Origin of the sequence: Brevibacillus formosus (assembly GCF_003013405.1) — a bacterium.
Classification (GTDB): Bacteria; Bacillota; Bacilli; order Brevibacillales; family Brevibacillaceae; genus Brevibacillus; species Brevibacillus formosus.
Genome location: NZ_PXZL01000013.1, coordinates 65371 through 90399, shown reverse-complemented (window position 1 = coordinate 90399; position 25029 = coordinate 65371). Strand labels below are relative to the sequence as shown.

Annotated in this window: 26 protein-coding genes; 10 read left to right on the top strand and 16 right to left on the bottom strand. The window is 47.6% G+C overall.

Features of this window, described 5'->3' with window-relative positions:
* Nucleotides 1–24: 24 nt before the first annotated feature.
* Nucleotides 25–1140 (top strand): radical SAM/CxCxxxxC motif protein YfkAB, encoded by a 1116-nt coding sequence (yfkAB, locus tag C7R91_RS12935; protein WP_047068707.1) that lies wholly within the window; start codon nt 25–27, stop codon nt 1138–1140.
* Between the two features lie 31 nt (nt 1141–1171).
* Nucleotides 1172–1426: an alpha/beta-type small acid-soluble spore protein gene (locus C7R91_RS12930; RefSeq protein ID WP_007724320.1), complete on the top strand. Its 255-nt coding sequence runs from the start codon at nt 1172–1174 to the stop codon at nt 1424–1426.
* A gap of 2 nt (nt 1427–1428) precedes the next feature.
* On the opposite strand, the gene C7R91_RS12925 is transcribed toward C7R91_RS12930, so the two are convergent.
* The 5 genes from C7R91_RS12925 to C7R91_RS12905 all read right to left on the bottom strand — a co-directional run bounded on the left by C7R91_RS12925 (nt 1429) and on the right by C7R91_RS12905 (nt 6724).
* Nucleotides 1429–2838 (bottom strand): MDR family MFS transporter, encoded by a 1410-nt coding sequence (locus C7R91_RS12925; protein ID WP_052773371.1) that lies wholly within the window; start codon nt 2836–2838, stop codon nt 1429–1431.
* A 183-nt stretch (nt 2839–3021) separates the two neighbouring features.
* Nucleotides 3022–3210 carry a hypothetical protein gene (locus tag C7R91_RS12920; protein ID WP_047068706.1) on the bottom strand — a complete coding sequence of 63 codons (189 nt, stop codon included), beginning with the start codon at nt 3208–3210 and terminating at the stop codon, nt 3022–3024.
* A gap of 100 nt (nt 3211–3310) precedes the next feature.
* Nucleotides 3311–3652 (bottom strand): LysM peptidoglycan-binding domain-containing protein, encoded by a 342-nt coding sequence (locus C7R91_RS12915; protein ID WP_047068705.1) that lies wholly within the window; start codon nt 3650–3652, stop codon nt 3311–3313.
* A 150-nt stretch (nt 3653–3802) separates the two neighbouring features.
* Nucleotides 3803–5023, bottom strand: a complete 1221-nt coding sequence (locus C7R91_RS12910; protein WP_047068704.1) for a metal-dependent hydrolase family protein — start codon at nt 5021–5023, stop codon at nt 3803–3805.
* 165 nt (nt 5024–5188) lie between these two features.
* The gene (locus tag C7R91_RS12905) at nt 5189–6724 is read right to left on the bottom strand and encodes a fumarate hydratase (protein WP_047068703.1); all 1536 of its coding nucleotides are present in this window, start codon (nt 6722–6724) and stop codon (nt 5189–5191) included.
* Between the two features lie 182 nt (nt 6725–6906).
* Here C7R91_RS12905 and C7R91_RS12900 point away from each other — a divergent pair, with 182 nt between their 5' ends.
* The 3 genes from C7R91_RS12900 (at nt 6907) to C7R91_RS12890 (ending at nt 10394) form a co-directional block, all read left to right on the top strand.
* Nucleotides 6907–8868, top strand: a complete 1962-nt coding sequence (locus C7R91_RS12900) for a beta-propeller domain-containing protein (protein ID WP_047068702.1) — start codon at nt 6907–6909, stop codon at nt 8866–8868.
* 80 nt (nt 8869–8948) lie between these two features.
* Nucleotides 8949–9635, top strand: coding sequence for a tetratricopeptide repeat protein (locus tag C7R91_RS12895; protein WP_047068701.1), 687 nt, complete (start codon nt 8949–8951; stop codon nt 9633–9635).
* Nucleotides 9636–9743: 108 nt separating this feature from the next.
* Nucleotides 9744–10394 carry a SurA N-terminal domain-containing protein gene (locus tag C7R91_RS12890; protein WP_047068700.1) on the top strand — a complete coding sequence of 217 codons (651 nt, stop codon included), beginning with the start codon at nt 9744–9746 and terminating at the stop codon, nt 10392–10394.
* A 52-nt stretch (nt 10395–10446) separates the two neighbouring features.
* Here C7R91_RS12890 and C7R91_RS12885 read toward each other — a convergent pair whose 3' ends face one another.
* The 8 genes from C7R91_RS12885 to C7R91_RS12855 form a co-directional block, all read right to left on the bottom strand.
* Complete coding sequence (locus C7R91_RS12885; protein WP_047068699.1) at nt 10447–11136, bottom strand: MBL fold metallo-hydrolase; 690 nt, start codon at nt 11134–11136, stop codon at nt 10447–10449.
* A 99-nt stretch (nt 11137–11235) separates the two neighbouring features.
* Nucleotides 11236–12024, bottom strand: a complete 789-nt coding sequence (locus C7R91_RS12880; RefSeq protein ID WP_047068698.1) for an ABC transporter ATP-binding protein — start codon at nt 12022–12024, stop codon at nt 11236–11238.
* 93 nt (nt 12025–12117) lie between these two features.
* On the bottom strand, nt 12118–12555 hold the full coding sequence (locus C7R91_RS12875) for a hypothetical protein (RefSeq protein ID WP_047068697.1): 438 nt from the start codon (nt 12553–12555) through the stop codon (nt 12118–12120).
* A complete protein-coding gene (locus C7R91_RS12870) occupies nt 12552–13382 on the bottom strand; it encodes a DUF3100 domain-containing protein (RefSeq protein ID WP_047068696.1) in 831 nt (276 codons plus the stop codon). Before C7R91_RS12870 ends, C7R91_RS12875 begins: the two co-directional genes overlap by 4 nt.
* Nucleotides 13383–13409: 27 nt before the next feature.
* Nucleotides 13410–14585 (bottom strand): amidohydrolase, encoded by a 1176-nt coding sequence (locus C7R91_RS12865; RefSeq protein WP_047068695.1) that lies wholly within the window; start codon nt 14583–14585, stop codon nt 13410–13412.
* Between the two features lie 348 nt (nt 14586–14933).
* Complete coding sequence (locus tag C7R91_RS12860) at nt 14934–16466, bottom strand: amino acid permease (protein ID WP_047068694.1); 1533 nt, start codon at nt 16464–16466, stop codon at nt 14934–14936.
* 4 nt (nt 16467–16470) lie between these two features.
* Nucleotides 16471–16614, bottom strand: a complete 144-nt coding sequence (locus tag C7R91_RS29355; RefSeq protein WP_162837743.1) for a hypothetical protein — start codon at nt 16612–16614, stop codon at nt 16471–16473.
* 145 nt (nt 16615–16759) lie between these two features.
* The gene (locus C7R91_RS12855; RefSeq protein WP_047068693.1) at nt 16760–19177 is read right to left on the bottom strand and encodes an EAL domain-containing protein; all 2418 of its coding nucleotides are present in this window, start codon (nt 19175–19177) and stop codon (nt 16760–16762) included.
* 190 nt (nt 19178–19367) lie between these two features.
* Between C7R91_RS12855 and uvsE the strand changes: the two genes are divergently transcribed.
* Entirely contained in the window at nt 19368–20294 is a 927-nt protein-coding gene (gene uvsE / locus C7R91_RS12850) for a UV DNA damage repair endonuclease UvsE (RefSeq protein WP_047068692.1), read from the top strand.
* Here uvsE and C7R91_RS12845 read toward each other — a convergent pair.
* Nucleotides 20253–20576, bottom strand: a complete 324-nt coding sequence (locus C7R91_RS12845) for a hypothetical protein (protein WP_236697822.1) — start codon at nt 20574–20576, stop codon at nt 20253–20255. The two genes, uvsE and C7R91_RS12845, sit on opposite strands and share 42 nt — an antisense overlap.
* A 77-nt stretch (nt 20577–20653) precedes the next feature.
* On the opposite strand from C7R91_RS12845, the gene C7R91_RS12840 reads away from it, so the two are divergent.
* From C7R91_RS12840 to C7R91_RS12825, 4 genes are all read left to right on the top strand, one after another.
* Nucleotides 20654–21112: a hypothetical protein gene (locus C7R91_RS12840; RefSeq protein WP_047068691.1), complete on the top strand. Its 459-nt coding sequence runs from the start codon at nt 20654–20656 to the stop codon at nt 21110–21112.
* A gap of 6 nt (nt 21113–21118) precedes the next feature.
* A complete protein-coding gene (locus C7R91_RS12835) occupies nt 21119–21310 on the top strand; it encodes a hypothetical protein (RefSeq protein WP_047068690.1) in 192 nt (63 codons plus the stop codon).
* Between the two features lie 329 nt (nt 21311–21639).
* The gene (gene hutH / locus C7R91_RS12830) at nt 21640–23154 is read left to right on the top strand and encodes a histidine ammonia-lyase (protein ID WP_047068689.1); all 1515 of its coding nucleotides are present in this window, start codon (nt 21640–21642) and stop codon (nt 23152–23154) included.
* 79 nt (nt 23155–23233) lie between these two features.
* The gene (locus C7R91_RS12825; RefSeq protein ID WP_047068688.1) at nt 23234–23674 is read left to right on the top strand and encodes a thiol-disulfide oxidoreductase DCC family protein; all 441 of its coding nucleotides are present in this window, start codon (nt 23234–23236) and stop codon (nt 23672–23674) included.
* Between the two features lie 60 nt (nt 23675–23734).
* On the opposite strand, the gene C7R91_RS12820 is transcribed toward C7R91_RS12825, so the two are convergent.
* On the bottom strand, nt 23735–24031 hold the full coding sequence (locus C7R91_RS12820) for an RNA polymerase alpha subunit C-terminal domain-containing protein (RefSeq protein WP_047068687.1): 297 nt from the start codon (nt 24029–24031) through the stop codon (nt 23735–23737).
* Nucleotides 24032–24045: 14 nt separating this feature from the next.
* Nucleotides 24046–24966: an aldo/keto reductase gene (locus C7R91_RS12815; RefSeq protein ID WP_047068686.1), complete on the bottom strand. Its 921-nt coding sequence runs from the start codon at nt 24964–24966 to the stop codon at nt 24046–24048.
* Nucleotides 24967–25029: the final 63 nt, after the last annotated feature.

Below are 25029 nucleotides of genomic sequence, written 5' to 3'. Positions count from 1 at the left end.
CGCAGAATGAAGGAGGTTTCACAATTGATCCGCATGGTTCCAACTACACCATTAACACCTTTACACGATCCATGGGAGCCGTTGTTCAATGCGACACCCCCCGCCTATAAACTTACCAGCGTCGAGTTTACTGTAACGAATCTGTGCAATCTCCGCTGTGAGCATTGCGCGGTTGGTGATACATTGCGATACAAAGACGATCCCGCTCTCCCTGTCGATCTCATACTCCGTCGTCTCGATGAAGCAAAAGATCTGCTTACTATCAGTATAACAGGCGGAGAACCGATGTACAGCGAGCGCACCGTGAAAACTGTGATCGCGCCTATTCTACAATATGCAGCAGATCGTGGGCTGCGGACCCAAATCAACTCCAACATGTCTATGCCGTTTTCTCGATATGAGTTGATCCTGCCTTACATCGATGTCATGCATATCTCGTGGAACTGGTCTACTCCCGAAGAATTCCATGATATTGTTTACGCAAAAGCACGGCAGCCGGTTTCAATCAAAAGAGCGGAAGCACAATTTCATGAGATGATGGAAAATGCACGCAAGCTCTCGGAAGCAGGTGTATTTGTCTCAGCCGAAACGATGCTGAATCATCGCACATGGACAAAGCTCGCTACCCTCCACCGTCAGATTCAGGAGATGGGCAGCAAGCGACATGAGGTGCACCCGATGTACGCGAGTGATTTTGCCCGCGATCTGGATGTCCTTTCACTCGATGAGCTTCGTCAAGCCATTCATCGGATGCTCGATGTACGTAATGAAGATTTGTGGATGCTTTTCGGGACGCTTCCGTTTTTCGCTTGTAGTCCTGAAGCAGCAGACAGGGAATTGATCAGCAGACTGCGCTCTGCGAAAAATGTGACGACTCGCAATGATCCAGATGGTCGCAATCGTCTTAACATCAACATTTTCACCGGCGATGTCATCGTGACTGATTTCGGGGATGTAGAGCCATTGGGCAACATTCAAACCGATCAGCTTCAGTCAATGTTTGAAAAATGGCAAGAACACACGCTGAACCAGAAGATCAATTGCTTCTGCCCTGCCGCTGGATGTGCAGGACCGAACTTGCTCGTTGCTAATACTTACTATCAGGAGACTGATTTTACTTCGCGCAAAGCACTCGTCTAATTGGGCACACTAGGGCGTGAGGTGATCTACCATGAGCAGACGCAAACGCCCTCTTGTCCCCGAGGCGAGAAAAGGACTGGACGCCCTAAAAGCGCAGGTTGCACACGTTGCTGATCCCGCGCAGGCCAAATTCGAGGTCGCAGAAGAAATTCATGTTCCATTGCAGCCCGGCTATAATGGACAGTTAACCTCTCACGATGCCGGTCGAATCGGAGGACGCTTGGGCGGCAGTATGGTCAGAGAGATGGTTCGGATGGCCATGGAAGGCATGAATAAAAAACCGTAAACCTATTGTTTGGGAACCCCGCTATTTGATGGATGCGAATGGCGGGGTTCTTTGTCGAGTAATCGACTATTGCCGAGTCGGACACTGGCTATCAAACTGATTCCAATCAGAATCAAACCAGTAATAAAGACGTCGTGCAAAGCTTCACTAAAAATCAATCCCGCCTGCATCCGCCATTCTACGATGCTCCCAAACACACTGATTCCAATCGTCCCCCCAATGGAACGAAATAATTGCGATGTCGACATGGCAACGCCCCGATCTTGCGGTTTTACTGCGCTGTGTGCTGCTGTACCAAGTGCCGGATAGATTGCCCCCATGCCTAGACCTGTGACAATCATGTAGCTGATGAGCTGTGCGTTGGTTGTCCCTACATCAATCGTGCTCAGAAGGAAAAAGCCTGTCGCCATGATGAATAAGCTGGGAATTAGAATCGCTCGAAATGAAGCTTTTGCCATCCATCTCCCCCCAACCGTTGAAGAAATCGCCGCGGACAACATGAGTGGCACTAAAAGGAATCCAGCTTCTGACGGACTTGCACCGCGTACCTCTTGGACGAACAGAGGAATGTATGCGATTGCCCCGAACAAAGCGGCACTCACGAAGAATCCTACAAGATTGCCATATCCAATGGCCGGGATGCGAAATAAGGAAAGCGGAAGCAGGGGCTCCTTTGCTTTGGTTTCAATCCAGATGAACAAGCCGAGAAGTAAGATACCTGCTCCCCCTAACCCGATCTTGTATTCCCTGCCCTCCATGACAAGGGACAGCAGGATGAGAATAATGGATGCACTCAAGCTAATCACCCCATACCAGTCGATGACAGGCTTCTTATCGTAGTGCCGCTGTTCACGAAAGGCTAGGGTAATGATCAAAAAGGCAGCGATACCAATAGGAAGGTTGATAAAGAAGATCCATCCCCATGGCAGATGCTCCACGAGAATTCCTCCCAAAGAGGGACCGAGTATACTCGTCATGGCAAAGACAGCTCCGAAAAGGCCTTGAAATTTGCCTCTCTTTTCGGGTGGATATAGCTCACCCACAATAATGAACGCAACCGGCATCAATGCCCCAGCGCCCAAGCCTTGGATTCCTCTCGCTGCAATCAGACCCGTCATGGAATCTGCCATGCCGCACAGAAGAGATCCTAAGAGAAACAGAAACAACCCGATCAAATACATTTTTCTCGGTCCAAACAAGTCTGCCATTTTCCCATAGATGGGCATGCTCGTGGTCGATGTGAGCATATAAATGGCGAACACCCAGCTATAAAGAGAGAGACCTCCCAGCTCTTTGGTAATTGTCGGCATGGCTGTTGAGACAATCGTTTGATCCAACGATGACAAGATTAACCCCATCAGCACTCCACCCGTAACGAATCCTACGCGGCGCTTTTCCTTTTCCATCTCCATTGCACTCCCCTTTTTGAAGTCAGTTGATAACAGCTCCAAAAATATAAGGGATTTTCCAAAAAAAGAGTAGACTTTTTCTTTCAGATGAGTTATTCTGATGATAGAGTATGCCCCTAAGAACTACGAATAAATCATAAATAAAAAACCGCCTCCATTATGGACGCGGTTTTTTTGTTTTGCCATTCATCTCAGCTTGTCGAGCTTTTTGGCACTTGCCTTACGAGGTCCAAGCATCGCCTTTCCTATGTCGCCCACTTTGTTTACAGAATCAAAAACTTGGTCGATCACATCCACCAGTTCCCGAATCTGTACTACTTTTCCATAGACGCCCATGAAATGGTGTCGGATGTTTTTTCCATTTAACCCTAGCATGGCCGCACCTCCTCTTAATCCTCTCGTATCACTTTATGCAGGATCAGGCGAAGAGGAAATTGCGAAGTGTGGAAAATTATTCGGCAATCTACCCAGCTGCTTAGCGTGGACGAGGTGTACCAGTCGGACGTGGCCGCGGAGGTTGTGTTGGCGTAATGGCACGCTCCAGACGAGTGACACGGTTCTCCAACCGATCTACCCGATTATCCAGCCTGCGATAGTCTTCGCGAAGCGCATCTACCCGATTCTCCAGTCGATTCAAGCGACGCTCGACATCTGCACCAGGAGCTGGTGTCGGAGTAATCGGGATGTACAAATTTTGACCGACGTAAATGTAGTAAGGATAGGCGATATTATTCACGCGGATCAATTCCTGAACGGATACACCAAAACGAGCCGCGATGCTGTTCAGCGTATCTCCCGAACGGACTACATAGTTCACGATTCTCACTCCTTTTTTCTGTGATCATTCGTTATTAACCTATGCCCGCCCTGGTACACGCGCAATAAACCAATACCCATTTTGGCAAAAAATAGTCAAACACCCAGTACAACCGCCGTTACAAACCTGAAAGAGCAAGGCTCAGCCCCATCAGCACTTTGAATAGACAGTCACACCTTCAAGAAACACTTCTTCCACTTGCTTCAATACCTCTATCTCTTGTAGCGGATCACCTTTTACCACTAGCAAATCTGCAAAATAACCTGGCGCTAACGTACCAAACTTACTTCCTTGGTCCAGCACTTCAGCAGCATTTTGGGTAGCAGCCTGAATCGCACGAATTGGCTCCATCCCCAGCTCGACCATCAGCTTGATCTCTTCTGCAACTGGTGTAATCGGATAGCCGTCCAATACGATATCCGTACCCGTAGCGATCTTTACGCCTGTATTTATTAATCGTGCGAAGTTCTCCCGGTACGCCTTTTCTGATTCGATGAAAAAGGCCCCCTGCTCAATAAGTCCTTCGCTCAATATACCTTGATTCGCCTGTTGCTGCTCATTCCAAATATGTTTGTAATAATCAGCAATCTGGAAGAAGGTGACCATGGTCGGTACCCATACCAGTCCTTTTTCTTTCATCTGTTCTGCCTGTTCCACTGTCATATGCGTAGCGTGCTCGATCGTATCAAATCCCGCATCAATCGCCATCTGGATCGCCGGTTGGAGTGAGGCATGCACACAGCATTTCCGTCCTAAACGATGTGATTCATCAACCGCCGCATTCAGCTCTTCTTGTGTGAACTCCGGCGTTGGTGTACGATGGCTCGTCATGAGCTTGATCCAGTCTGCCCCTGCTCTCACTTGTTCACGCACGGCTGTCCGCACTTCCCACGGACCATTTGCTTCTCGCAGGGCACCCTCTAATTGCCAGCCATGCCCCCCTGTCATAATAATCCCTTGATTTACCTGAAAAAGACGAGGGGAAACAATGAACTTGTTCTTAGCTGCCAGCTTCAGTGTACTGCACAATCCATCCGGTGCTGCAACATCGCGGATCGTCGTGACCCCCAAAGAAAGTGCCTCTTTCAAGTTCGCTGTCGCAAGTAAAGCCACGAGTCCATCGTTGTTGCGATATTCAGCGGAGTCTGGTTTGCTCCACCAATACCCGATGTGGACATGTAAATCGATCAAGCCTGGCAAAATGGAGCATCCGCTGTACCGCTTTACCTCTCCTTCCGAAATGGAATCTGTAAGCTCCGATTCTTTCCCTACTGCTACAATCTTTCCTCGCTCATCAATCCCGACAGCGCCTTGTTCGATTACATGTTCTCCATCTCCGATAATGACGCGATCAGCAATCAACCATTTCATTCCTGTCCCCCCTGTCAAAAATGAAAATCCATCTGTCCGCAATCCTAGTTAGTCCCTCGAAATTTCATCATCTATCCAACTATTTCCTTCTCCTCTTCCACCTAGTTTGAAAAAAAAGCCTCCAGCAGCACATGAAGTGCGCCAGAGGCTTTCGTATTACATTCCTTATTTAAATACAGGTGCTGCAAACTGAGCCAATTTCTCTGCGGAAGACTTTTCCACATCCGCGTGCAAGCTGTTGCCATGAGAATCCATGGTGACGATTGCTGCAAAGCCTTTTACGCGCAGGTGCCACATCGCTTCTGGAATACCGAATTCCATGAAGTCGACACCTTCTACTTTTTCCAAGCATTCTGCATAATACTGAGCCGCTCCACCAATCGCATTTAAGTACACAGCGCCATGCTCGTTCAATGCTTTCAGGGTTTTCGCACCCATTCCGCCTTTTCCGATAACGGCACGGATTCCGAATTTCTTGATGATTTCGCCTTGGTATGGCTCCTCGCGAATGGAGGTAGTCGGGCCAGCCGCTTTTACATGCCACTCGCCTGCTTCGTCCTTCAGCATAACTGGACCGCAATGGTAGATGATGCCACCGTTCAGGTCTACTGGACAGTCATGATCCATCAGGTAGCTATGCAAGGCGTCGCGTCCTGTGTGCATTTCACCATTGATAATGACCACATCGCCCACTCGGAGGCTGCGGATTTGTTCTTCAGAGATTGGCGCTTCCAGAACAACCTCGCGGCGCTTTTCGCCCGCATCATCCGTAGCTGCTACCGGGGACAAGTCCATCGCCACTTCTTCGTCTTTATAGAGGTAACGAAGGATTTCGCCAGTCTCCGGATTCAGGCGAACACCTTGACGGCGGAATGCCCAGCAGTTGTACGCAACGGATACGAAAAAGCTTGCTGGCAGGCGGTTTTCCACGCCGATTTTACAGCCAAGCAGAGTCGAGTTACCACCAAAGCCCATGGTTCCGATTCCGAGTTGGTTTGCGGTTTCCATGATGTAGTCTTCCAATGCAGCCAAATCAGCGTTTGGATTGACATCATCCACTTTGCGGAACAATTGATGCTTCGCCAGTGCATAACCGGAGGTGCGATCTCCACCGATTCCTACGCCGATGAAGCCGGCACTACAGCCTTGTCCTTGTGCTTGGTATACGGCGTGCAAAATGCACTTGCGAATACCATCCAGGTTGCGGCCCACTTTGCCCAGGCCTTCGAGCTCACAGGGCAGAGAGTATTGGATGTTCTTGTTCTCACAGCCGCCGCCTTTGAGAATCAGCTTGATCTCGATTTCATCCTCTTCCCATTGCTCGAAGTGAATGACAGGTGTACCTGGTCCGAGGTTGTCCCCTGTGTTTGCACCCGTCAAGGAATCTACGGAGTTGGAACGCAGCTTACCTGTCTTGGTTGCTTCTGCAATCATTTCTTTGATGGCTTGTTTAATGATCAGCTGGTTGACTCCAACCGGAGTTTTCACTTCGAATGTAGGCATCCCCGTATCTTGACAGATCGGAGAAACATTTTCTTCTGCCATGACAACGTTTTGCGCAATCGTAGACAAAGACAGCGCTGCACGTGTGCCAAGATCCTCTTTCACTTTAGCTGCATTGACGGCACGACGCACGTCTGGTGGTAGATTCGTAGAAGTATCCGTGATGAGTTCCAGAATGCTTTGCTTCAAGTTTTCCATCTATGACGCCCCTTTTGACGTAGTGGTGTAAATGGTAGCATAAACCGCCTATTATTATAGCACACGCTCCCCCACCTGTCCGTAGATTGATGCCCAAAGAGTGTGTGAAACATTCCGTAAACATGCGTCGTCTTATTACCGACAACAAATTTTGGTAAGCAGCAGATATGAGGGGGATCAAAATGAAAAGAACATTTGCCGGGCTTCTCGCCTCCGTGCTGGTGGTGACCGCTATACCCTTCCTGTTCACGACGGGTACAATCGCAGAGCCAACCGTTCAAGCCACGGGATCTTCAGAAGATTTGCCAGTAGTCGGTTCCTATGCGGAGCTAAAAAAACTCATCGAATCAAATCAAGACAGCAGCTACCATTACTCCACCCTGGAAATGGGCACCGCTTTGCCAGCTGCCGCACCTAGCACAGCCAACAAAGTAGCGGACACTTCCGGTGGCGCAATTCGCGGTGATTTTTCCACAACGAACACACAAGTGCAGGGCGTCGATGAAGCAGATATCGTAAAATCAGATGGAACTTATCTTTATCAATCCACGCAAAATGAAGTACGCATCATCAAAGCGTATCCAGCCACCGAGATGAAGGTCGCAAGCCGTATCAGCTATGACAATGGAAAATTCGTACCGCAAGAAATGTACGTAGACGATCGTAGACTCATCGTCATCGGGCAAGCGGATGAGACCATCTCCTATCCTCCTGGTCCTGCTTCCAAAAGAGGCATCCCCCGTTTCCAAGGCATGCAGTCCGTAAAAACCATGATCTACGATATTACGGACAAAAAGCAACCTAAGCTCATTCGTCAACTGGAGCTGGAAGGTCAGTACATGTCGTCCCGCAAAATCGGCGCGAGCTTGTACGTGACAGCCAACCATTACATGGATACGTATCGTATTTTGCAAGAGAAAGCAGAAGTGCCAGGCCCAACGTTTAAAGACAGCGCCCATCATAACCAGTACCAAACCATTCCCTACAGCGAGATTCGTTACTTCCCGGATCACTTTCGTCCAGAGTATTTGATCGTCGCTGGCGTGAATCTGGATGATTCGAAACAAAAGATGTCACTGCATACGTATCTTGGTGCTGGCGAGAACATCTATGCATCCACCAAGAATCTGTATGTGGCCGTCACCCAGGACAATGTACAGCCAGTAGCTGTTAAACAAAAAGGAGTGACAGCTCCTTTGATTGCCCCTCCCATTGAGTCAGATACAGCCATTTATCGTTTTGCCATGAACAAGGGAGACATTCAGTATACGGGAAAAGGGTCGGTGCCTGGACGTATTCTGAACCAGTTTTCCATGGATGAAAACGACGGTTATTTCCGAATCGCCACCACGAGCGGGAACATGTGGCGAGACGATGAGCATACATCAAAAAACAACTTGTATGTACTGGACAACAAACTCGAGGTATTCGGCAAGCTGGAAGGCATCGCTCCAGGAGAACGCATTTACTCTGTCCGTTTCATGGGAGATCGTGCCTACATGGTCACCTTCAAAAAAGTCGACCCGCTGTTCGTTCTGGATCTGAAAAAGCCTTCTGCGCCAAGCGTACTAGGTGCCCTCAAAATCCCAGGTTACAGCGACTATTTACACCCGTATGACGAAAACCATATCATTGGTTTTGGCAAAGAAGCAGAAGCAGATAAAGACTGGGCGTACTACCAAGGGATGAAAATTGCCCTCTTTGACGTCAGTGATGTAACCAAACCGAAGGAAAAGTTCAAGACTGTTATCGGGGACAGAGGAACGGACTCCGAGCTGTTGCACAATCACAAGGCTCTACTGTTCTCCAAAGAAAAAAATCTGCTCGCCTTTCCTGTATCCGTCCACGAACGTACGGCTGAACAAAAAGCCAAAAACGATATGCGCGAATACGGCCACTTTACTTTCCAAGGTGCCTACGTCTATCAGCTCGATTTGCAAAAAGGTTTTCAATTGAGAGATCAGATCACCCATCTGTCGAAGGAAGATGTCGCGAAAGCAGGCGAAGGCTGGTACGACAGCTCCAGCAATATTAAACGGATACTCACGATTGGCGACACGCTCTATACCGTTTCAGATGATTACGTGAAAACGCAGCAGCTCTCTACCCCCAAAAAAGAGAATATCTTGCCATTGGCGAAATAGCGGTAATGCTCTGTCACGCGGACAGGTTCTGTGCTAAGATGGGGTAATAGATGCAGCGTAAATAGAGAGGGTGTCACTACGTGGAGTATTTGAGTTTAAATTTGACATCAACGCTGGCAGGGATTGCGGCTGTGCTGTTGGTGATGTTTATTCGCCTGCACTGGCCCTTCCGCTTTCAGTACATGGCCAATCTTTTCAAACGCCGTTTGAATATTCGATTGCGCTGGCTGGAGGCTTCCTATCGGAAGAACCGTTCCCGTGCTGTCGCTATGCTGGATAAATCAACCCATGAGATCATGCTTGGCAATTATGAAATGGCCGAAAAATATATCGTTCAAGGAATCAACGTCTGCAAAGAACGACCAACGTTATTCAATCAAGCGATGATTCACTACTTGTTTTACAACCTGGCGATCGTTTACTATTCCTCCGAACGATATAATGAGTCATTGGAAGTGGCGTTTCGTATTTACCAGCGTGATCAGGGAATGACTGATTCCTTAGCTCTTATTGCCTGCTCGCACGCCCGCCTGGGTGAAGTAGAGAGTGCGATAGAAGCTTACCAGCTGATCGCAAGCAAACGATCGGCAAAAGACTGGAAGCTCTTCTGCTTGGCAGAGATTGAAGCTGCCAAAGGAAATTACGAGCGAGCCCTTTCCCATTTGAAGCAATTGATGGACAAATCAGCTAGTCTTTTGCATCTGAATCACACCGTTCTGGAAAAACGCTTGGAAGAGTGGAAAAAAGCCTCTACACAGGCCAGCTAATCGATTGACGACCGCACATTGCTTTATGTGTGCGGTTTTTATTTTCCGCTTCCCGTAACGCTGCTCTATGCACAGTCGTATTACTATCAAGAAAGTGAGGTATTTTTCATGAAAAAATTCAATGCAACTATACTTACTGCCTCAGCACTTGTACTCGGTCTCGCTGTAGCGGGCTGTACATCTGGAAAAGATTCTGCATTTTCTGCGGATAACCCTGTTGCCAAAATTGGTAATGTGACCATCACTCAAGAGCAAATGTACGACAAATTGAAAAAAGATGCTGGTAAGCGTGTCATGGCTGATATCATCACCTTGGAGCTGTACAAACAGGAAGGTGCTGCACGAGGAATTACTGTAACCGATCAAGAACTCGATGCGCGTGTGAACCCAGTCAAAGAAAAATTGGGATCACCAGAAAGATTCCAACAGTATTTGAAGGATAAGCAAATGACTGAGCAAGAGCTCCGTGAAGGCGTGCGCGCTGTTATGCTGCGGGACAAGCTGTTCGAGAAGGATAACCCGATCACCGAAGAACAAATCAAAGAATACTATGAGAAAAACAAAGATAAGTTCGAAGGAACATTTGAAGAAGCTCGCCCGAAAGTGATCGAAAAAGTAAAAGCCAGAAACAAACGAAATAATATGGATAAATGGATCGATGAATTGTATAAAAAGCATAACGTCCAAATCATGGATAAAGATTTAGAAAAAGAAAAAGAAGTGGAAGAAGAAGAAGAAACAACAACTTCCAGCAAGTAATGCAAAAAGACTTGTGCAAGCCGGCAGTACGCGGCACACAAGTCTTTTTTCGTTATGGACGAGCAATCGCAATCAACTCTTGCAAAAACACCTTAATTTCGCCTTGAAGAATGGGACCATGACCAGTAGCCAAATACTCAATGGGCCAATCCTGCAAAATCTCCAAGCCCTCCGTAAACTCTGTCGCTCGCTCTGGTTCACGGGCTACCCATTGCTTCAAGTGTTCTTTATAAGCTGTCCGACAGTCCACTTCTCCGCCAACGATTTGACCGAGTTCTGTGTTTTCAAAGCACAAATGATCGCCAACAAAGCATATTTTCGACTGGGGATCAAAGAAGGCAACTGAGCCTTCTGTATGAAAAGAAAGCTGTCGGAAACGCAGGGAAGGGAGATCTCCCCCACTACCTGTAAACGTATGGCCGAATAGCGTCTGTGAAAAATCGTCCAGTTCGTAATAATCGTCAAGGTGAATCCAATTGTTTCGAGAAGGGAACATATCGGCATTTCCAATATGATCAGCATGCCGATGAGTGAAGTAGACATATTCCGTTCGCTCTGGCTTGGCTCCGATCTCTTCCAACGCCTGTTGAAAAAATGAGCGTTGCTTGCGCTGATGAGAATCAATCAATACAAAGGCATTCCCTTGTTTGATCACGTAGCTGTTCACGTAGCTATTCCACGCTTCCTCATAGGTGATGATCGCCCAGGTGGAGTCTGTGATTGGTGCAATCACATTGTTCATGCCTCCATCTCTCCTCTCCTCCCAGATACAATTTCTTATTGCTATTATACACAATCATGCACAACCGTGCTGACTCGTGCCCAAACTTATCCAACACAATCAAACGGTCGCCTCTTCCCCTAAGCTTACCCAAGATCTTCCTTGCGAGCGTTGAATGTGAACAGGTACGCCGAAAAAGCTTGTCAGACGTTCAGCCGTTAAGACCTCTTCTGTTTTTCCAGCTTGGTCTACTTTCCCCGCTTTTAGCAGCAAGGTATGCGTGAAGCAAGGCAAAATTTCTTCGATGTGATGAGTGACATAAATGAGCGTGGGCCCGTTTGGCTGTTTGGCGATTTGTTCAATCATGGCCAACAGCTGTTCTCTTGAAAGCAGGTCTAGTCCAGTGCAGGGCTCGTCCAGGATGAGCAATCGAGGGGATGCCATTAAGGCGCGAGCAATCAGTACTTTTTGTCTCTCCCCTTGCGATAAAGCGGCAAAGCGTCTGTTTTTTAATGCATGGCATCCAAATGTATCGAGTAAATCCGACGCTTTCTCTACGTCCGTCTCCTCTGGAACGGAATACAAGCCGATGGTTGCCTCCCGTCCACTCAAGACGACACGAAGTGCGGTTTCATGCTCGTGAAGCTGTGCCATCAGCGCCGTGCTTACCCAGCCGATTGATTTACGCACCTCACGCAAGTCGACTGTTCCGTAAAGATTGCCTAATACGCTGACCTCCCCCTTTGTCGGCCACACATAGCCACAAATGATATTCAACAGACTGGTTTTACCAGAGCCGTTTAAACCGACCAAACACCAATGCTCCTTGTCTTGCACTTGCCAGGCAATATCTCGCAAAATGGTTGTCTCATCTCTTTGCCAGGTAACCTTTCTTACATCAATGATCATACTCTCTCCACTCCTGACTTTCACAGTTGTATGTGCAAAGAACCTCCATGGCATATGGAAGCACACGGAGGCCCTAACTCAAAAACAGTTTCGTTAAAATTTGCCTTGAATCTTGAATACGATCTCCGCAAACAGCGTAGCGAATAGGAACGTGCCGGTAAAGACAACGAGAGACACGACTACGATACGCCAGCTAAGCTGTTTGAATAAATGAACGTCTTTTCCAAGTGACAGACCTGCATACGCAAGAATCGGTGTAGCCAATGCGAGCAGATTGATCTTGGCGATCGCAGCAGCCGTATATTCATTTCCTGGAAAAAACGGGGATGTCGCAAGCATCGCAAACAAAGAGATCCATACAATGACGGGGGATTTGAATGGAAGAATGCGAGTAAAGCCCATTCCGATCAACGTAATGACCGCCAAGAGCAAAATACCTGGCAAAGATTCCATGATTGGTACTTTATAACCGATCCAGTTACCGATAAGAGCGATTAAACCGATGATAGAAATCGTCAAGATTTGATTCATGCGCTTTTTCTCCCCCCTTCTGCCGCAGAAGAAGCGCTTTTGCGTCCAATGATAGGCTCAAGCCATGCGTACAGCTTTTGTGTGACCGGCAAGGAGAAGAAGATGCACACGTACGTTCCGACGATACTCATCATCAAATTTGCCGCCCCGGAATAAAAGGCAATGTCTTTTTGCGCTTCCGGGAAAATAACAGCCAATGAGCCTGTTGCTGCTGCCATCATACTACCGGAACCAACTGCGGCTCCCATCGCTAGTGAAATCGGGTGAAACAACCCGCTGCTTCCTAAAATACTTGCGAGAATTGACATATAAATGGCACCAAACAACGTTCCGCAAATGTATACACCCAGCGCGCCGCGAGCTTCGGCAGAATTTGCTCCAAACTTGTCAACAATGATCGCCAAGTTTGGCTCGCGGTCGAGAGAATAAGTAGCCCCAATTGCTTCACGCTTCAAACCCAGCCACAATGCGATTGGCAGACCAAGTGCGATTGTCCCTACAATGTGTCCCATCTCTTGAACAATTAAGGATACACCAGAGCCGAGCAGCTTTGGCAGCTCTGGACCGATATTGGCTCCCAGCTTCGCAATAAAGATCAAAAACGAAATCCCCAAAATATTGGCTGCGACGTTCATTTCTTTTTCACTCAAAAATTTAAACTTAGGCCAGCTGATTGCCCCGCCTAAAACGAGTGCGTAGAGCATGGGAAACAGAGCGATAACCCCGATGCCAATACTGATTTTTTTTGTGCCGATAAATTCTGTCAATGCGACGAGAATAAGTACGAGAAAATGCAGCTTGTACTCATTGACGCGTGCCTCTGCCATACAACATCCCCCTCATTCTATATCGCTCTACTCCATGACGACTTTTTGAGCTGCCCGAACAAACAATTCCACGCCGCGTACCATTGCGTCTTCATCAAAATCAAAGCGTGGATGATGATGCGGGTATGTAAAGCCTTTTTCTGGATTGCCAGCACCCAATTGAATAAAACAGCCTGGAGCTTTTTTCAAATACTCAGAGAAATCTTCACCCGGCATCAAAGGATCAATGTAAATAATCTCTTCTTCTCCCCAACGCTCGCGGATGGTATCCTCCATCAGCTTGGTCACCTGCTTGTCGTTGACAACCGATGTGTAGCCATGTGAGAACGTGAATTCATAACTTGCGCCATGCGCTTCCGTAATTCCTTTGACAATTCGTTCAATCCACATCGGAATATTTTTGCGAATCTCCGCATCGAAGCAGCGTGTGGAGCCCGTCAGTGTCATCGAATCTGGAATAATGTTATACGCTGTCCCTGCATTCAGCATCGTCACCGAAATAACGACCTTGTCCAACGCACTCACATTGCGGGATACAATTTGTTGTAGGCCAGTAATAACCTGTGCCCCAATGACGATCGGGTCAACAGATGCTTCCGGTTGCGAGGAGTGCCCGCCTTTTCCTTGAATCTTGATATCGAAGCGATCTGTCGATGAAGTAAGTGCCCCGTAAAGAACACCGAATTTCCCGACAGGCATGTACGATGCCAAATGAATGCCAATGATCGAATCCAGTCCGTCCGCTGCACCAGCTCTTACGATTTCGGCAGCCCCACCCGGCGGGAGCTCCTCAGCATGCTGGAAGAAGAAACGAACCTCACCTTTGATTTGATCCTTGTACTGGGACAAAATTTTTGCGGCTCCCAACAGCATCGCTGTGTGACCGTCATGTCCGCATGCGTGCATCACGCCAGCTTTTCCTGATGCATATGGCACATCATTTTCTTCATGGATCGGGAGAGCATCAATGTCGGCGCGAATGCCAAGAACTTTTCCTGGCTGTGATCCGATCAGTCGAGCGACCACACTCGTTTTGGTTGGCCGCGAAAGCTCTAAATTCCCGAAAGATTCCAACGTTTCGTAAATAAATTGGGACGTTTTCTCCTCTTCAAACGACAATTCTGGGTGCTGATGGAGATATCGTCGCCATGAGATTACCTGCTCAGCTACTTCATCCGCCCATTTCTTCGTTTCCAAACTCACACAATCACTCCTTTTTTTGCTTCTTTCCTCCAACATTTCCCGAGTCAGTTAAGTTTAGCTAAAAAAAATATCGTTTTGTGAATTCTATCACGGAACGCTGAAAATAACAAATGTCTATTCCACGAGGACAAAGCTGTCGAATCTACATTTGCAACTGTCTATTTATTTGTTATTTTAGAATTTTCCATCGATAATGTCCATGTAAAATATACTAATTTCCGTCCTACTGACAGCTTTTCATCCTCTGCCATTCGTTATCCATAACCGTCCTTCACGAAAAAAAGCCCCTATGCCCATACAGACATAAGGGAGACCCTTCACATTCTGTGAGCCGGGACCTCTTTTTCATTAGGAGTCGCGAAATCTCGCTTCCTGACGTTTAATCTCTTCCTCCGAATTGCCCAGCGCAGCTTGCGGGCCCTTGAAATGCTTCCGGTAATAAGCCAAATCCATGATCAGAAGCACAAAGAACATGGCGATCAAGGCATACCCAGCTGTTTGATTGGGTGGAATCACCATCATAATCGAGATGAAGACGATCCAAATCAAGCTCAATACATTAATGGGTTTACTCCAGTTCCCCAAATGCCAGGGACCGTAATGCTTCCGCTGAAATAGTCCACGCGATTCCGCCCGGAGCTTGAGGTATAACGGAATCCCGTAAGCGACATAAAGCCCAACGACACTTACCGCTGTAAGAAAGGCCAATGTCGTATACGACGTGTTCGGATTGATGCTTTTCACGATGTAATCGAACAAGGCAAGCGCAAAGGAAAGAATAATAACCAGCCAAATCGCTTTTGCCGGCGTTCTGTATTTGGTCGAAATTTCTGCCCACTGATGGCTCCACGGCATTCCTTTGTCACGTGAAAACGCATACAACATTCGCGAAAAAGAAGTAATCGACGCCAAGCCACAGAACCACATTGCAAAGGTAACCAGCCAAAGCACCACCGAACCAAATGCGCCGCCTAATGCCTTACTGATCACATAAATAAATGCATTCTCCGCTTCACTGGCAGCCGCCGCGTTTTTGATAGATAAGGTGACAAAAGCAAGCATGATAAATCCAAAAATAAAGGAAAAGGCCACAGACGTATAAATTCCCCAAGCAGCACGAACCCGCGGGTTAATCGTTTCTTCAATTGTGTGCGCTGATGCATCATAGCCGGTAAAGGTCCACTGCGCTTGTAACAACCCAATTAAAAAAGCAATCGCGTACGGTTTGTCTGAAAAGGTTTGACCAACTTGAAAGAGGTAATCGAGCGGTTGCAAATCATGACGGGAGAAAAAGATGAGGCTTCCGACGAGTATGACGACGACGCCAATATGGTACCAAGCGGAGAAGTCATTTAACCGGGCAACGAGTCGAATTCCTATGTGGTTAAACATACCGTGCAAAAGGAGTGTGATCCCGAACAGGATTAGCGTGGTCTTTTCTGTTGAGGTATAACCAAACGCACTCGCGAGGAGCGGGTCCGCAAACAAAGAGAACGAATAGTCAATGCCTGCGACAATCCCGATTTGGCCGATGAGATTGATCCACGCTGTGTACCAGCCCCACCGTTTGCTACCTAAAATAGCTGCCCAATGATACAGCGCTCCGGCTGTAGGGATCGCAGATGCGAGTTCAGACATCGAAGCTGCAATCAGGATGACAAATAACGCGACCAAGGTCCATCCGAAGCCCATCATGCCAGAGCCGCCATAAAGTAAACCATGCCCGTACAAGGATACTGCACCAGTCAAAATAGAAATAATCGAAAATGAGATCGCAAAGTTCGAAAAGCCACCCATATCCCTCAGTAACTCCTGCGCATAACCAAACTTGTTCAGGTCTCTCTGGTCCTCGAGCAATTGCTGTTCTTTTTCCTGCTGCATTTCGTTATCCCTCCCTCTCTGCTTGGGAACCGATAAAGCTCTCATGCGCGCTTTCATCAAATTGCCGGACACTTTCGTTTGCTCGATACCCAATGGCAATCGCAACTCCAATGGTAAACAGCAATAAGATGATACCTAGAGCCAGCATTCTCTCCCTCCTTTCTTCCTAGATGCAATTCCTTGACAAGTTAGCAGGAATAGTACATTTTACGTGCCAATTCGACAGCTATACCACCTCATTTGGCTGGCAGATGCAAAACAAAAGAGCAACTCATGAGAGCTGCTCCTCTTGTTTAACTAACGCCTTTTTGGTCTTGCAAATAAAACGCTACGTCTTCACTCGGTAACGGCCTGCTGAATAAATAGCCTTGCACTTCTTCACACAGATGCTCCTGCAAAAACGCAAGCTCCTCCTTTGTTTCTACCCCTTCCGCGATTACATGCAGTTCCAAATGATGGGCCATGGAAATAATCGTGGACACTATGGCCTGATTGGAAGGCTTATCGATCATGTCGCGCACAAACGAGCGATCGATTTTCAAACGATTCAACGGAAATTCTTTCAGATAGTAGAGGGAACTGTAGCCCGTCCCAAAGTCGTCAATCGCAACGTGCACCCCTAATTGCTTTAATTCCTTGAGTGCCTGTGTGGCGCGCTGGACGTCGACCATGCTGCTTTCTGTGATTTCCAACTCCAAGTATTCCGGTGCTAACCCTGTCTCGTGCAGAATCTCAGCGACCATCTGGGTAAAGTCTTGTTTGAGGAATTGACGTGCAGATAGATTGACGGCTACTCGAAGCGGCATGAGTCCTTCGTCTTGCCATTGCTTGTTCTGTTTGCAGGCCGTCCGCAGCACCCATTCTCCAATCGGTACGATCAGCCCGGTTTCTTCTGCTACTGAGATAAACTGGTCTGGCAAAAGCAAGCCTCGTTCAGGATGATCCCAACGAATCAAAGCTTCTACACCAACGATTGCGCCTGATTTGGCACTTACCTGTGGCTGGTAATGCAATAAAAATTCTTGTCTGGCCAAAGCGCGATTCAATTCATTTTGAACATTCATTTTGTCATTCACTGCTTGCTCCAGATTAGGTACGTACAAGTGGAAACTGTTCTTCCCTTTGTCTTTGGCTGCATACATCGCCGCATCTGCGTTACGCATCAAGACAATTCTGTCTTGCCCATCCTCTGGATATCGAGAAATCCCGATACTCGTCGTTATGTACAGTTCGTGCCCATGGATAAAAAATGCTTGTTCAATCCTTTGGTTGATTTCATTCGCCATGGAAAATACTTCTCTTTCCGTGACATCTGTAAGAATCACCATGAATTCGTCTCCACCAAGCCTGCTCACCGTTCCTTTTTCACCTACGCAATCCTGCACACGCAAGGAGGCTTCCTGAAGTAACAGGTCACCAAAATCATGCCCTAATGAATCATTTACCAGCTTGAAATGGTCGAGATCCAGAAACATTACGTAAACTTGCTGATCTGTTTTTTGTGCCTCCATGATTACTTGATCCAGTTGCTGTTCGACAAAACGTCGATTCGGCAAACCAGTCAACGAATCATGAAAAGCGAGATAATTGATTTTTGCCTCGTATTCCTTCTTGTTGGTAATGTCTCTCACAATCATAAACACACCCGTAATCTGCTGATCGACAAATACTGGGGTATGGGTCATGTTCAGATGAAGCTGACGCCCCTCTCTCGTGGTCAAAGTAATATCGTAGTTGTGCGCTTCACCTTGCACTGCATTTGTAAAATGCGTCGATATGAGCTCTGCATCTGTAGAAGTACACATCTTCATTAATTTTTCGAGAGGCAAGCTCTGCTCCTTTGTCAATCGCATCGCCGCAGGATTCATGACGCTTTGGCTACCATCGATCGAGTAAAAGATTACCCCGTCGTAATTGTGCTCAAATAGCGATTTGTAGCGTTGATCACTTTCTAGAACGCGCAAGGTCTTCCCTGCGAATTGCTTGTCCACGTATACAGAAGCCAAGGTCACGACTAGAATCAACACGATGACAATGCCAATCATGGTAGCGATCAGCCCTGAATCATCATGCGAGACCACCGCGTTTGTCATGTGCTCGTGAGCGACGAATGTGGTGGCGTACATTCCGGTGTGATGCATGCCGGTAATGGCAGCCCCCATCAACAGCCCTGCAAAAATTTTACGCCAGAGACCTTCTACTGAATCCACCGAACGCAATTGAAACGCAAGAATCAACGCAACCATCGAAAACAGGATGGCCACGAAAATGGATACGGTAAACCATAGCCAATCGTACAGAATAATGGCGTTCATCATCATCGCTGCTATCCCTGTGTAATGCATTCCGGCGATACCAGACCCAATGACAACTGATCCTGTTACTACCCTCGTTTTGGACATGGACTGCTCGCTCACGATCCATAATGTAAGCGCTGATGATAACACGGCCAAAACAATCGAGAAAAATACGACCAAGTTATCATACTGGACAGCAATCGGCAGATGCAAGGCAAGCATGGCAACAAAATGCATAGCCCAAATACCAAGCCCCATGGAGACGGCTCCAGCACATAACCAAAACACACGTCCCCTGCCTTTTGCATAATGGAGACGTGCGCCTAAATCTAATGCTGTGTATGACGCCATTGCTGAAATAAAATAGGAGAGAAAAACCAGAGTCATACTATAGGATTGGTCAAGACTATTCATTGCATTCTCCTTCAAAAACCTCTACCGAAGTCTACTCACGAGGAACGTCCGCATTTTTACGGAAAGGTTGTAGGCGTGCCTGTGACATTCTCCCATCTTATCCGTTTTATAATTCCCTGGCAAGAAGCCGACGACGTTCCCGTTTTGGAGATACTACAAAGGAATGCTGCTGCAAAGGAGGGAGATTTCCTTGATCCGTATGGGCTATGCCTGCATCAGTGTAAAGACGAAAAACAATCCAAACAAAAAAACGACGGTTGCCCAAGTAAATAAATTAGATCCCCCAGCTCGGTTAAAAAAGCTGCGGCAGGTAATGCAGGCAAACTTTTTCAATTTAATGGATTTGCTTGCTTATAATGTTGAAAATCAGATCTTTTTGTATCGACTTCCTTCTGAATTTGTTCCCCTGGCTACGCATCCAGTAGCAGCTGAATGGGATTGGGCAAAAGAATTCGCATGGGACTTCCAAAAGGCAGGGAATTATATCCGCAATCATGGCATTCGTTTGACAGCTCATCCCGGACATTACAGCATATTAAACAGCGACAAGCCTTCTGTGCTGGAATCGACAATTGCCGATTTTTCTTACCATGCAAAAGTGTTTGATTTACTGGGGCTCGACGATAATTCCGTCTTGGTAACACATGTGGGAGGGGTATACGAAGATAAAGCCTCTTCTCTCGACCGTTTTGCATCCAACTTCGAGCTGCTTCCTGAAAACGTCAAGCGCCGTTTAGTCGTGGAAAACGATGACACTTCTTTTACCATGCGTGAGGTACTGGAGCTATGCGAACGAATCGGTGTCCCGATGGTGCTCGATATTCACCACCACAACTGCCATTCTGATGGTGAAGATTGGACGGAATACCTTCCACGGATTATTCAAACCTGGGGAGAGCGAACACCGAAGATGCACATGTCCTCGCCTAAGTCAGCAAATGACTTTCGCGCTCATGCAGACGATATTGACCCGGAGGCGTTTCTTACATTTGTCAGTGCGCTCACGGATTACAATGTGGACATCATATTGGAATGTAAAAACAAGGATGATGCCCTACTTACTTTAAGACGCGAGTTAAAGAAAAAAGGAATCGCTGTTGAAGCATTTACGAATTGAGTATAGAAAAGGACGCCGCTTCATTAGCTGGCGTCCTTCCTCATGCGCTTCAAAATGAACATCCGCAATCACACCCACGCCCTCGTCTTTGCCCCCGACTATGTCGATAATTGTATCCCGAGGAAGAGCTGCTGCCACTCGAAGATGATGAGCCTCGACCAAAGGAACTGCTACCATCATTCCATAATTGGCAACGGTCATGATAATGATGCATTCTCCGCTCATGATGCTTGTAATGTCTGCGGTATTCCATGTATTTGCGGCGATTTTCACGATGCTCATCGCATTTGTGGCGGAAATACTCCATCCGATCCATATGGAACTGGAATTTGAACAGGTACTGCTCCAGTTCCCTTCCTATGTTTTCATTCGGTCGTGCATTCGGCCTAACATTTGGTCTGATATTTGGTCTAATATTTGGTCTAATATTCGGCCTGATATTTGGTCTTAGATTTGGCATCATATTTGGACTTTCGTTCGGCCGCACATTTGGTCTGACATTCGGCCTTACATTCGGCCTTACATTTGGCCGCATATTTGGACTTTCGTTTGGCCTTACGTTCGGTCTGACATTTGGCCTCATGTTTGGACTCTCATTCGGTCGCACGTTTGGTCTAACGTTTGGCCTCATGTTTGGGCTCTCATTTGGCCTTACATTCGGTGAAGCATTAGGCATAGGGTTTGCCGGCATCCGGTTCGGTGGCGTCGGATTTGCTGGTATCCGATTTGGCGGCATGACGTTTGGCACGTTCGGGTTAGCCAGATTGGGAGCAGGCATGATCGGTTTTTGCGGCATTGGGCGCGCCGGAATAGAATGATTCGGATTGATTGGACTTTCCGACTTGGGCTTTTCAGGAGAAGGCTTGATAGGTGACGGCATCGATGGAGACGGCAATGGCATCGCTGAAGAAGGCGGTTTCGGCATTTCTTTAGGACGCCTTGGGAGTGCGGTAGGCATAGGCGGCATCTTACGTCGCTTTTCCACGGAATTCTACACGTCCTTTCGGATGAACTAACACAGTACATGGTATGACATTTATCCAACTCGAGAGACGACTATCGCCCAGTTTAAAAAAATGGACTAAGCCCGTTTTTTGCTCTCTAGGGAAGCCGCCGTGACAAGATCATCTTGACTGCACGTAGGCATTTGATACAATGGTAGCAATAGCTAAAATAATCAGACAGTTGCATATGAACGAAAGTGAGGAAGAACGTATGCCGCGACGAATGCAGGCTTACACGTTTTTATCCAATCACATACATGCTCTCGAGCGAGGGGTTAGGAGATGATATCCTAACCCCTCGCTCTTTTCGTTCTCTGCTCTGCTAAAGGAGGAAATTACAGATGAATCAGCAAGTAAACGTTGTAAAAGTAGATGGGGATCAATTGCGAATCGAAGATGTTGTTTCCATTGCAAGAAACGCCACCCACATTCAGTTGACCGAAGAAGCATTGAATCGTGTTCGTGCTTCACGTGCCATGGTGGAGAAAATGGTATCGCAGCAGGAGGTCGTATACGGAATCACCACTGGCTTCGGAAAATTCTCCGATGTCATGATCCACGATGAGGACGTAAGCAAGCTGCAAGAAAATTTGATTATGAGTCATGCTTGCGGGATGGGCGACCCTTACGCCGTTGAAGTTGTCCGTGCGATGATGGCATTGCGCATCAACGCCTTGGCAAAGGGGTATTCGGGAATTCGGGAAGAAACATTGCTTCAGCTAGTAGAACTATGCAATCGTGGGGTTCATCCGATTATTCCTCAACAAGGTTCCCTTGGTGCCAGCGGAGACCTGGCTCCTCTCGCTCATATGGTACTGGTCATGCTCGGCAAAGGTGAAGCGCTCGTCAATGGCAAGCGGCTATCCGGCAAAGAAGCGCTAAGCAAAGTAGGTCTCTCCCCTATTCGACTGGAGGCAAAAGAAGGTCTGGCTCTAATTAACGGTACACAGGCGATGACCGCACAGCTTTGCCTCGCCTTATATGATTCACGAGTCCTGCTTGAAAGCGCTGAATTGATTGCGGCGATGACGATTGAAGCGCTGCGTGGAATTCCAAAAGCCTTTGATCCTCAGCTCCATCTCGTCCGCCCGCATCCAGGACAGCAGGAATCGGCGAAGCGCTTACTCCAGCACTTATCCGGCAGCAAACGAACGACTGCGCAGGGTGAGCTACGCGTCCAAGATCCATACAGCCTTCGTTGCCTCCCGCAAGTGCATGGTGCAACTCGTGATACGCTGGAGTATGTATGGACCACAGTTACACGTGAATGCAATAGCGTCACCGATAACCCTATCCTTTTTACGGAAACAGGCGACGTCATCTCCGGGGGGAACTTCCATGGTCAGCCAATGGCATTCGCAGCCGATTTTCTTGCCATTGCCATCGCTGAGCTGGCAAATATTTCGGAAAGACGCACGGAACGTCTCGTCAACCCACAGCTAAGTGGTCTACCCGGATTCTTAACCGAAAATGGCGGACTCCATTCTGGATTTATGATTACGCAATATGTAGCCGCTTCCATTGTTTCTGAAAACAAAGTGCTCTGCCATCCGGCATCAGTCGATTCGATTCCGTCATCTGCCAATCAGGAGGACCATGTCAGCATGGGTACGACTTCTGCTCGCAAGCTTCGCACAATCGTATCAAATGTCACCAAGGTGCTTGCCATCGAATATTTAGCAGCAGCACAAGCTATCGATTTTGGTTCGGGAGATCTTGGAACAGGTACAGCGAGAGCCTATGAGCAGTTGCGCCGGGTGATTCCCCGCCTGCATGAAGACCGCGAAATGCATCCTGATCTCGTAAAGGCAGAAGAGCTGATCCAGCAAGGGACACTCGCATTTGTGACGGAATAATCGTTGGTGTATAGGAACGACTGTCTTTCTCTGTTATGATGGAGCTAAGGATAAGCATGTAGATCAAACCACTTGAAGTATGGAGGGCTGTCTCATGAAAGCAGGCAGAGAACTGGACCACCCTGAGTACCTGTTACTGTTTGATGGGGTTTGTCATCTGTGCCACGGTGCTGTCCAGTTTATTTTGAAGCGTGATCCGCATGGGCACATTCATTTTGCTTCCTTGCAGTCACAGAGAGCGCAGGAAATTTTGTCTCATTACAACTATCAGGAAAAAGACATGTCATCCGTGGTCTTTATCGCCAACGGACAGCTATATACAAAATCGGATGCGATCTTGCACGTTGGCCGCAAGCTTCAAGGTGGATGGCCTCTGCTGTCAAACATAGCTCGGCTCATCCCAAGGCCTGTCCGCAATCCGATTTATGATTGGGTCGCGAGAAATCGCTATCGATGGATGGGCAAAGCAGAGCAATGCATGCTACCTACCCCGCAGATCAGATCCCGCTTTTTAGATTAAAAGAAAAAGGAGAAGTCGCTGTCCTCTCGCGGCTCCTCCTTTTTTGTTCGCTGTGCCCAATCATTCGTTCTTGAATGACAATCCCTTCTCGTTCAATGCTGCCCGAAGCTTCGGCATAGATGCTGGCCCCATCCCATGAAATTTCAGAATCTCTTTTTCGCTGTAGCTTGCGAGCTGTTCCAAGGTAGTGATTCCATTGTGTTCTAGTGCCCTTCTTGCTGGTGCCGAGAGCAGAGAAAGAAATCCAGTATCCGGTTTGCGTTCTTGCTCACAGATTGGACAAGTCGGACAGTCACTGCTTTTCATGTAAGAATGACCATTCGCGCACGTTCTTACCGTTTTTTGGGAAGTTGTCATGGCACGCACCCTTTTTATTTCGACGTCGCTTGTGGATGCTCATCGCTTACATAGTCAGCTGCTTTGGCATTTGCCTCTACCTGCGCTGGGCTCTTGCTGCCTGGGATCACGGTTGTAACAGCCGGATGCTTGAGGCACCACGCCAATGCCCACTGCGCCATATCCATTCCTTCTGGAACTTCATTTTTCTTGATTTCTTCTACTTGGAGCAAGAGCTTGTTGACATGCTCCTGATCGTGTCGATGCCGCACATCGTTACCACCGAATACAGAACCTGGCTTATACTTTCCGCTTAAATAACCACTCGCCAACGGAACGCGAGCCAACACACCCAGGTCTTGCTGCTGGCAGGAAGCAAAAACACCTTCTTCCGGCTTTTGATCCAGACGATTGTATACTACTTGGATTGCTTTTGCATTCACCGAAGTAGCGGCAGATGTTTGATGCATATTGTCATTTTTCGCAATCGAGAGGCCGAGATGACGGATCGTTCCTGCCTGCACCTGTTTGTCGAGGTAGGTCCACAAGTCATCGTTATCAAAAGCCTCGTCAGGTCCTGAGTGGAATTGGTACAAGTCAATATAGTCGGTTTGTAAGGCTTGAAGCGATTTTTCCAATTGCTGCTGAACTTCAGCTGCTCCATAATGATTGGTTCGAGAAAATTTGTCATGAAAATGATGCCCGAATTTCGTCGCCACAATCCAGTCTTCCCGGCGGCTTTTTTTCAAATATCCTCCGATAAGCTGTTCGGACAGATGATCGCCGTAGCATTCCGCTGTATCAATCAAGTTGATGCCGAGATCTTTTGCTTTGTCGAGAATCTGGTCAACAGCTTCTTGGGAGAAATCCATTCCCCACTCCCCGCCAAATTGCCAGGTACCTACACCGATCACGGATACGTTCAAATCCGTTTTTCCTAGTCTGCGGTACTTCATTGCCCGATTCCTCCTCACATGGATAAACGAGAATCCCCTGAACGAATGTTCGCTCAGGGTGAA

Excerpts from the sequence above, each read along its gene's own strand:
- C7R91_RS12930 (WP_007724320.1), top strand. The coding sequence starts at position 1,172 with ATGAGCAGACGCAAACGCCCTCTTGTCCCCGAGGCGAGAAAAGGACTG.
- C7R91_RS12925 (WP_052773371.1), bottom strand. The coding sequence starts at position 2,838 with ATGGAGATGGAAAAGGAAAAGCGCCGCGTAGGATTCGTTACGGGTGGA.
- C7R91_RS12920 (WP_047068706.1), bottom strand. The coding sequence starts at position 3,210 with ATGCTAGGGTTAAATGGAAAAAACATCCGACACCATTTCATGGGCGTC.
- C7R91_RS12910 (WP_047068704.1), bottom strand. The coding sequence starts at position 5,023 with ATGAAATGGTTGATTGCTGATCGCGTCATTATCGGAGATGGAGAACAT.
- C7R91_RS12905 (WP_047068703.1), bottom strand. The coding sequence starts at position 6,724 with ATGGAAAACTTGAAGCAAAGCATTCTGGAACTCATCACGGATACTTCT.
- C7R91_RS12900 (WP_047068702.1), top strand. The coding sequence starts at position 6,907 with ATGAAAAGAACATTTGCCGGGCTTCTCGCCTCCGTGCTGGTGGTGACC.
- C7R91_RS12890 (WP_047068700.1), top strand. The coding sequence starts at position 9,744 with ATGAAAAAATTCAATGCAACTATACTTACTGCCTCAGCACTTGTACTC.
- C7R91_RS12885 (WP_047068699.1), bottom strand. The coding sequence starts at position 11,136 with ATGAACAATGTGATTGCACCAATCACAGACTCCACCTGGGCGATCATC.
- C7R91_RS12880 (WP_047068698.1), bottom strand. The coding sequence starts at position 12,024 with ATGATCATTGATGTAAGAAAGGTTACCTGGCAAAGAGATGAGACAACC.
- C7R91_RS12875 (WP_047068697.1), bottom strand. The coding sequence starts at position 12,555 with ATGAATCAAATCTTGACGATTTCTATCATCGGTTTAATCGCTCTTATC.
- C7R91_RS12870 (WP_047068696.1), bottom strand. The coding sequence starts at position 13,382 with ATGGCAGAGGCACGCGTCAATGAGTACAAGCTGCATTTTCTCGTACTT.
- C7R91_RS12860 (WP_047068694.1), bottom strand. The coding sequence starts at position 16,466 with ATGCAGCAGGAAAAAGAACAGCAATTGCTCGAGGACCAGAGAGACCTG.
- C7R91_RS29355 (WP_162837743.1), bottom strand. The coding sequence starts at position 16,614 with ATGCTGGCTCTAGGTATCATCTTATTGCTGTTTACCATTGGAGTTGCG.
- C7R91_RS12855 (WP_047068693.1), bottom strand. The coding sequence starts at position 19,177 with ATGAATAGTCTTGACCAATCCTATAGTATGACTCTGGTTTTTCTCTCC.
- C7R91_RS12845 (WP_236697822.1), bottom strand. The coding sequence starts at position 20,576 with ATGAGCATCGTGAAAATCGCCGCAAATACATGGAATACCGCAGACATT.
- C7R91_RS12840 (WP_047068691.1), top strand. The coding sequence starts at position 20,654 with ATGTTTTCATTCGGTCGTGCATTCGGCCTAACATTTGGTCTGATATTT.
- hutH (WP_047068689.1), top strand. The coding sequence starts at position 21,640 with ATGAATCAGCAAGTAAACGTTGTAAAAGTAGATGGGGATCAATTGCGA.
- C7R91_RS12825 (WP_047068688.1), top strand. The coding sequence starts at position 23,234 with ATGGAGGGCTGTCTCATGAAAGCAGGCAGAGAACTGGACCACCCTGAG.
- C7R91_RS12820 (WP_047068687.1), bottom strand. The coding sequence starts at position 24,031 with ATGACAACTTCCCAAAAAACGGTAAGAACGTGCGCGAATGGTCATTCT.
- C7R91_RS12815 (WP_047068686.1), bottom strand. The coding sequence starts at position 24,966 with ATGAAGTACCGCAGACTAGGAAAAACGGATTTGAACGTATCCGTGATC.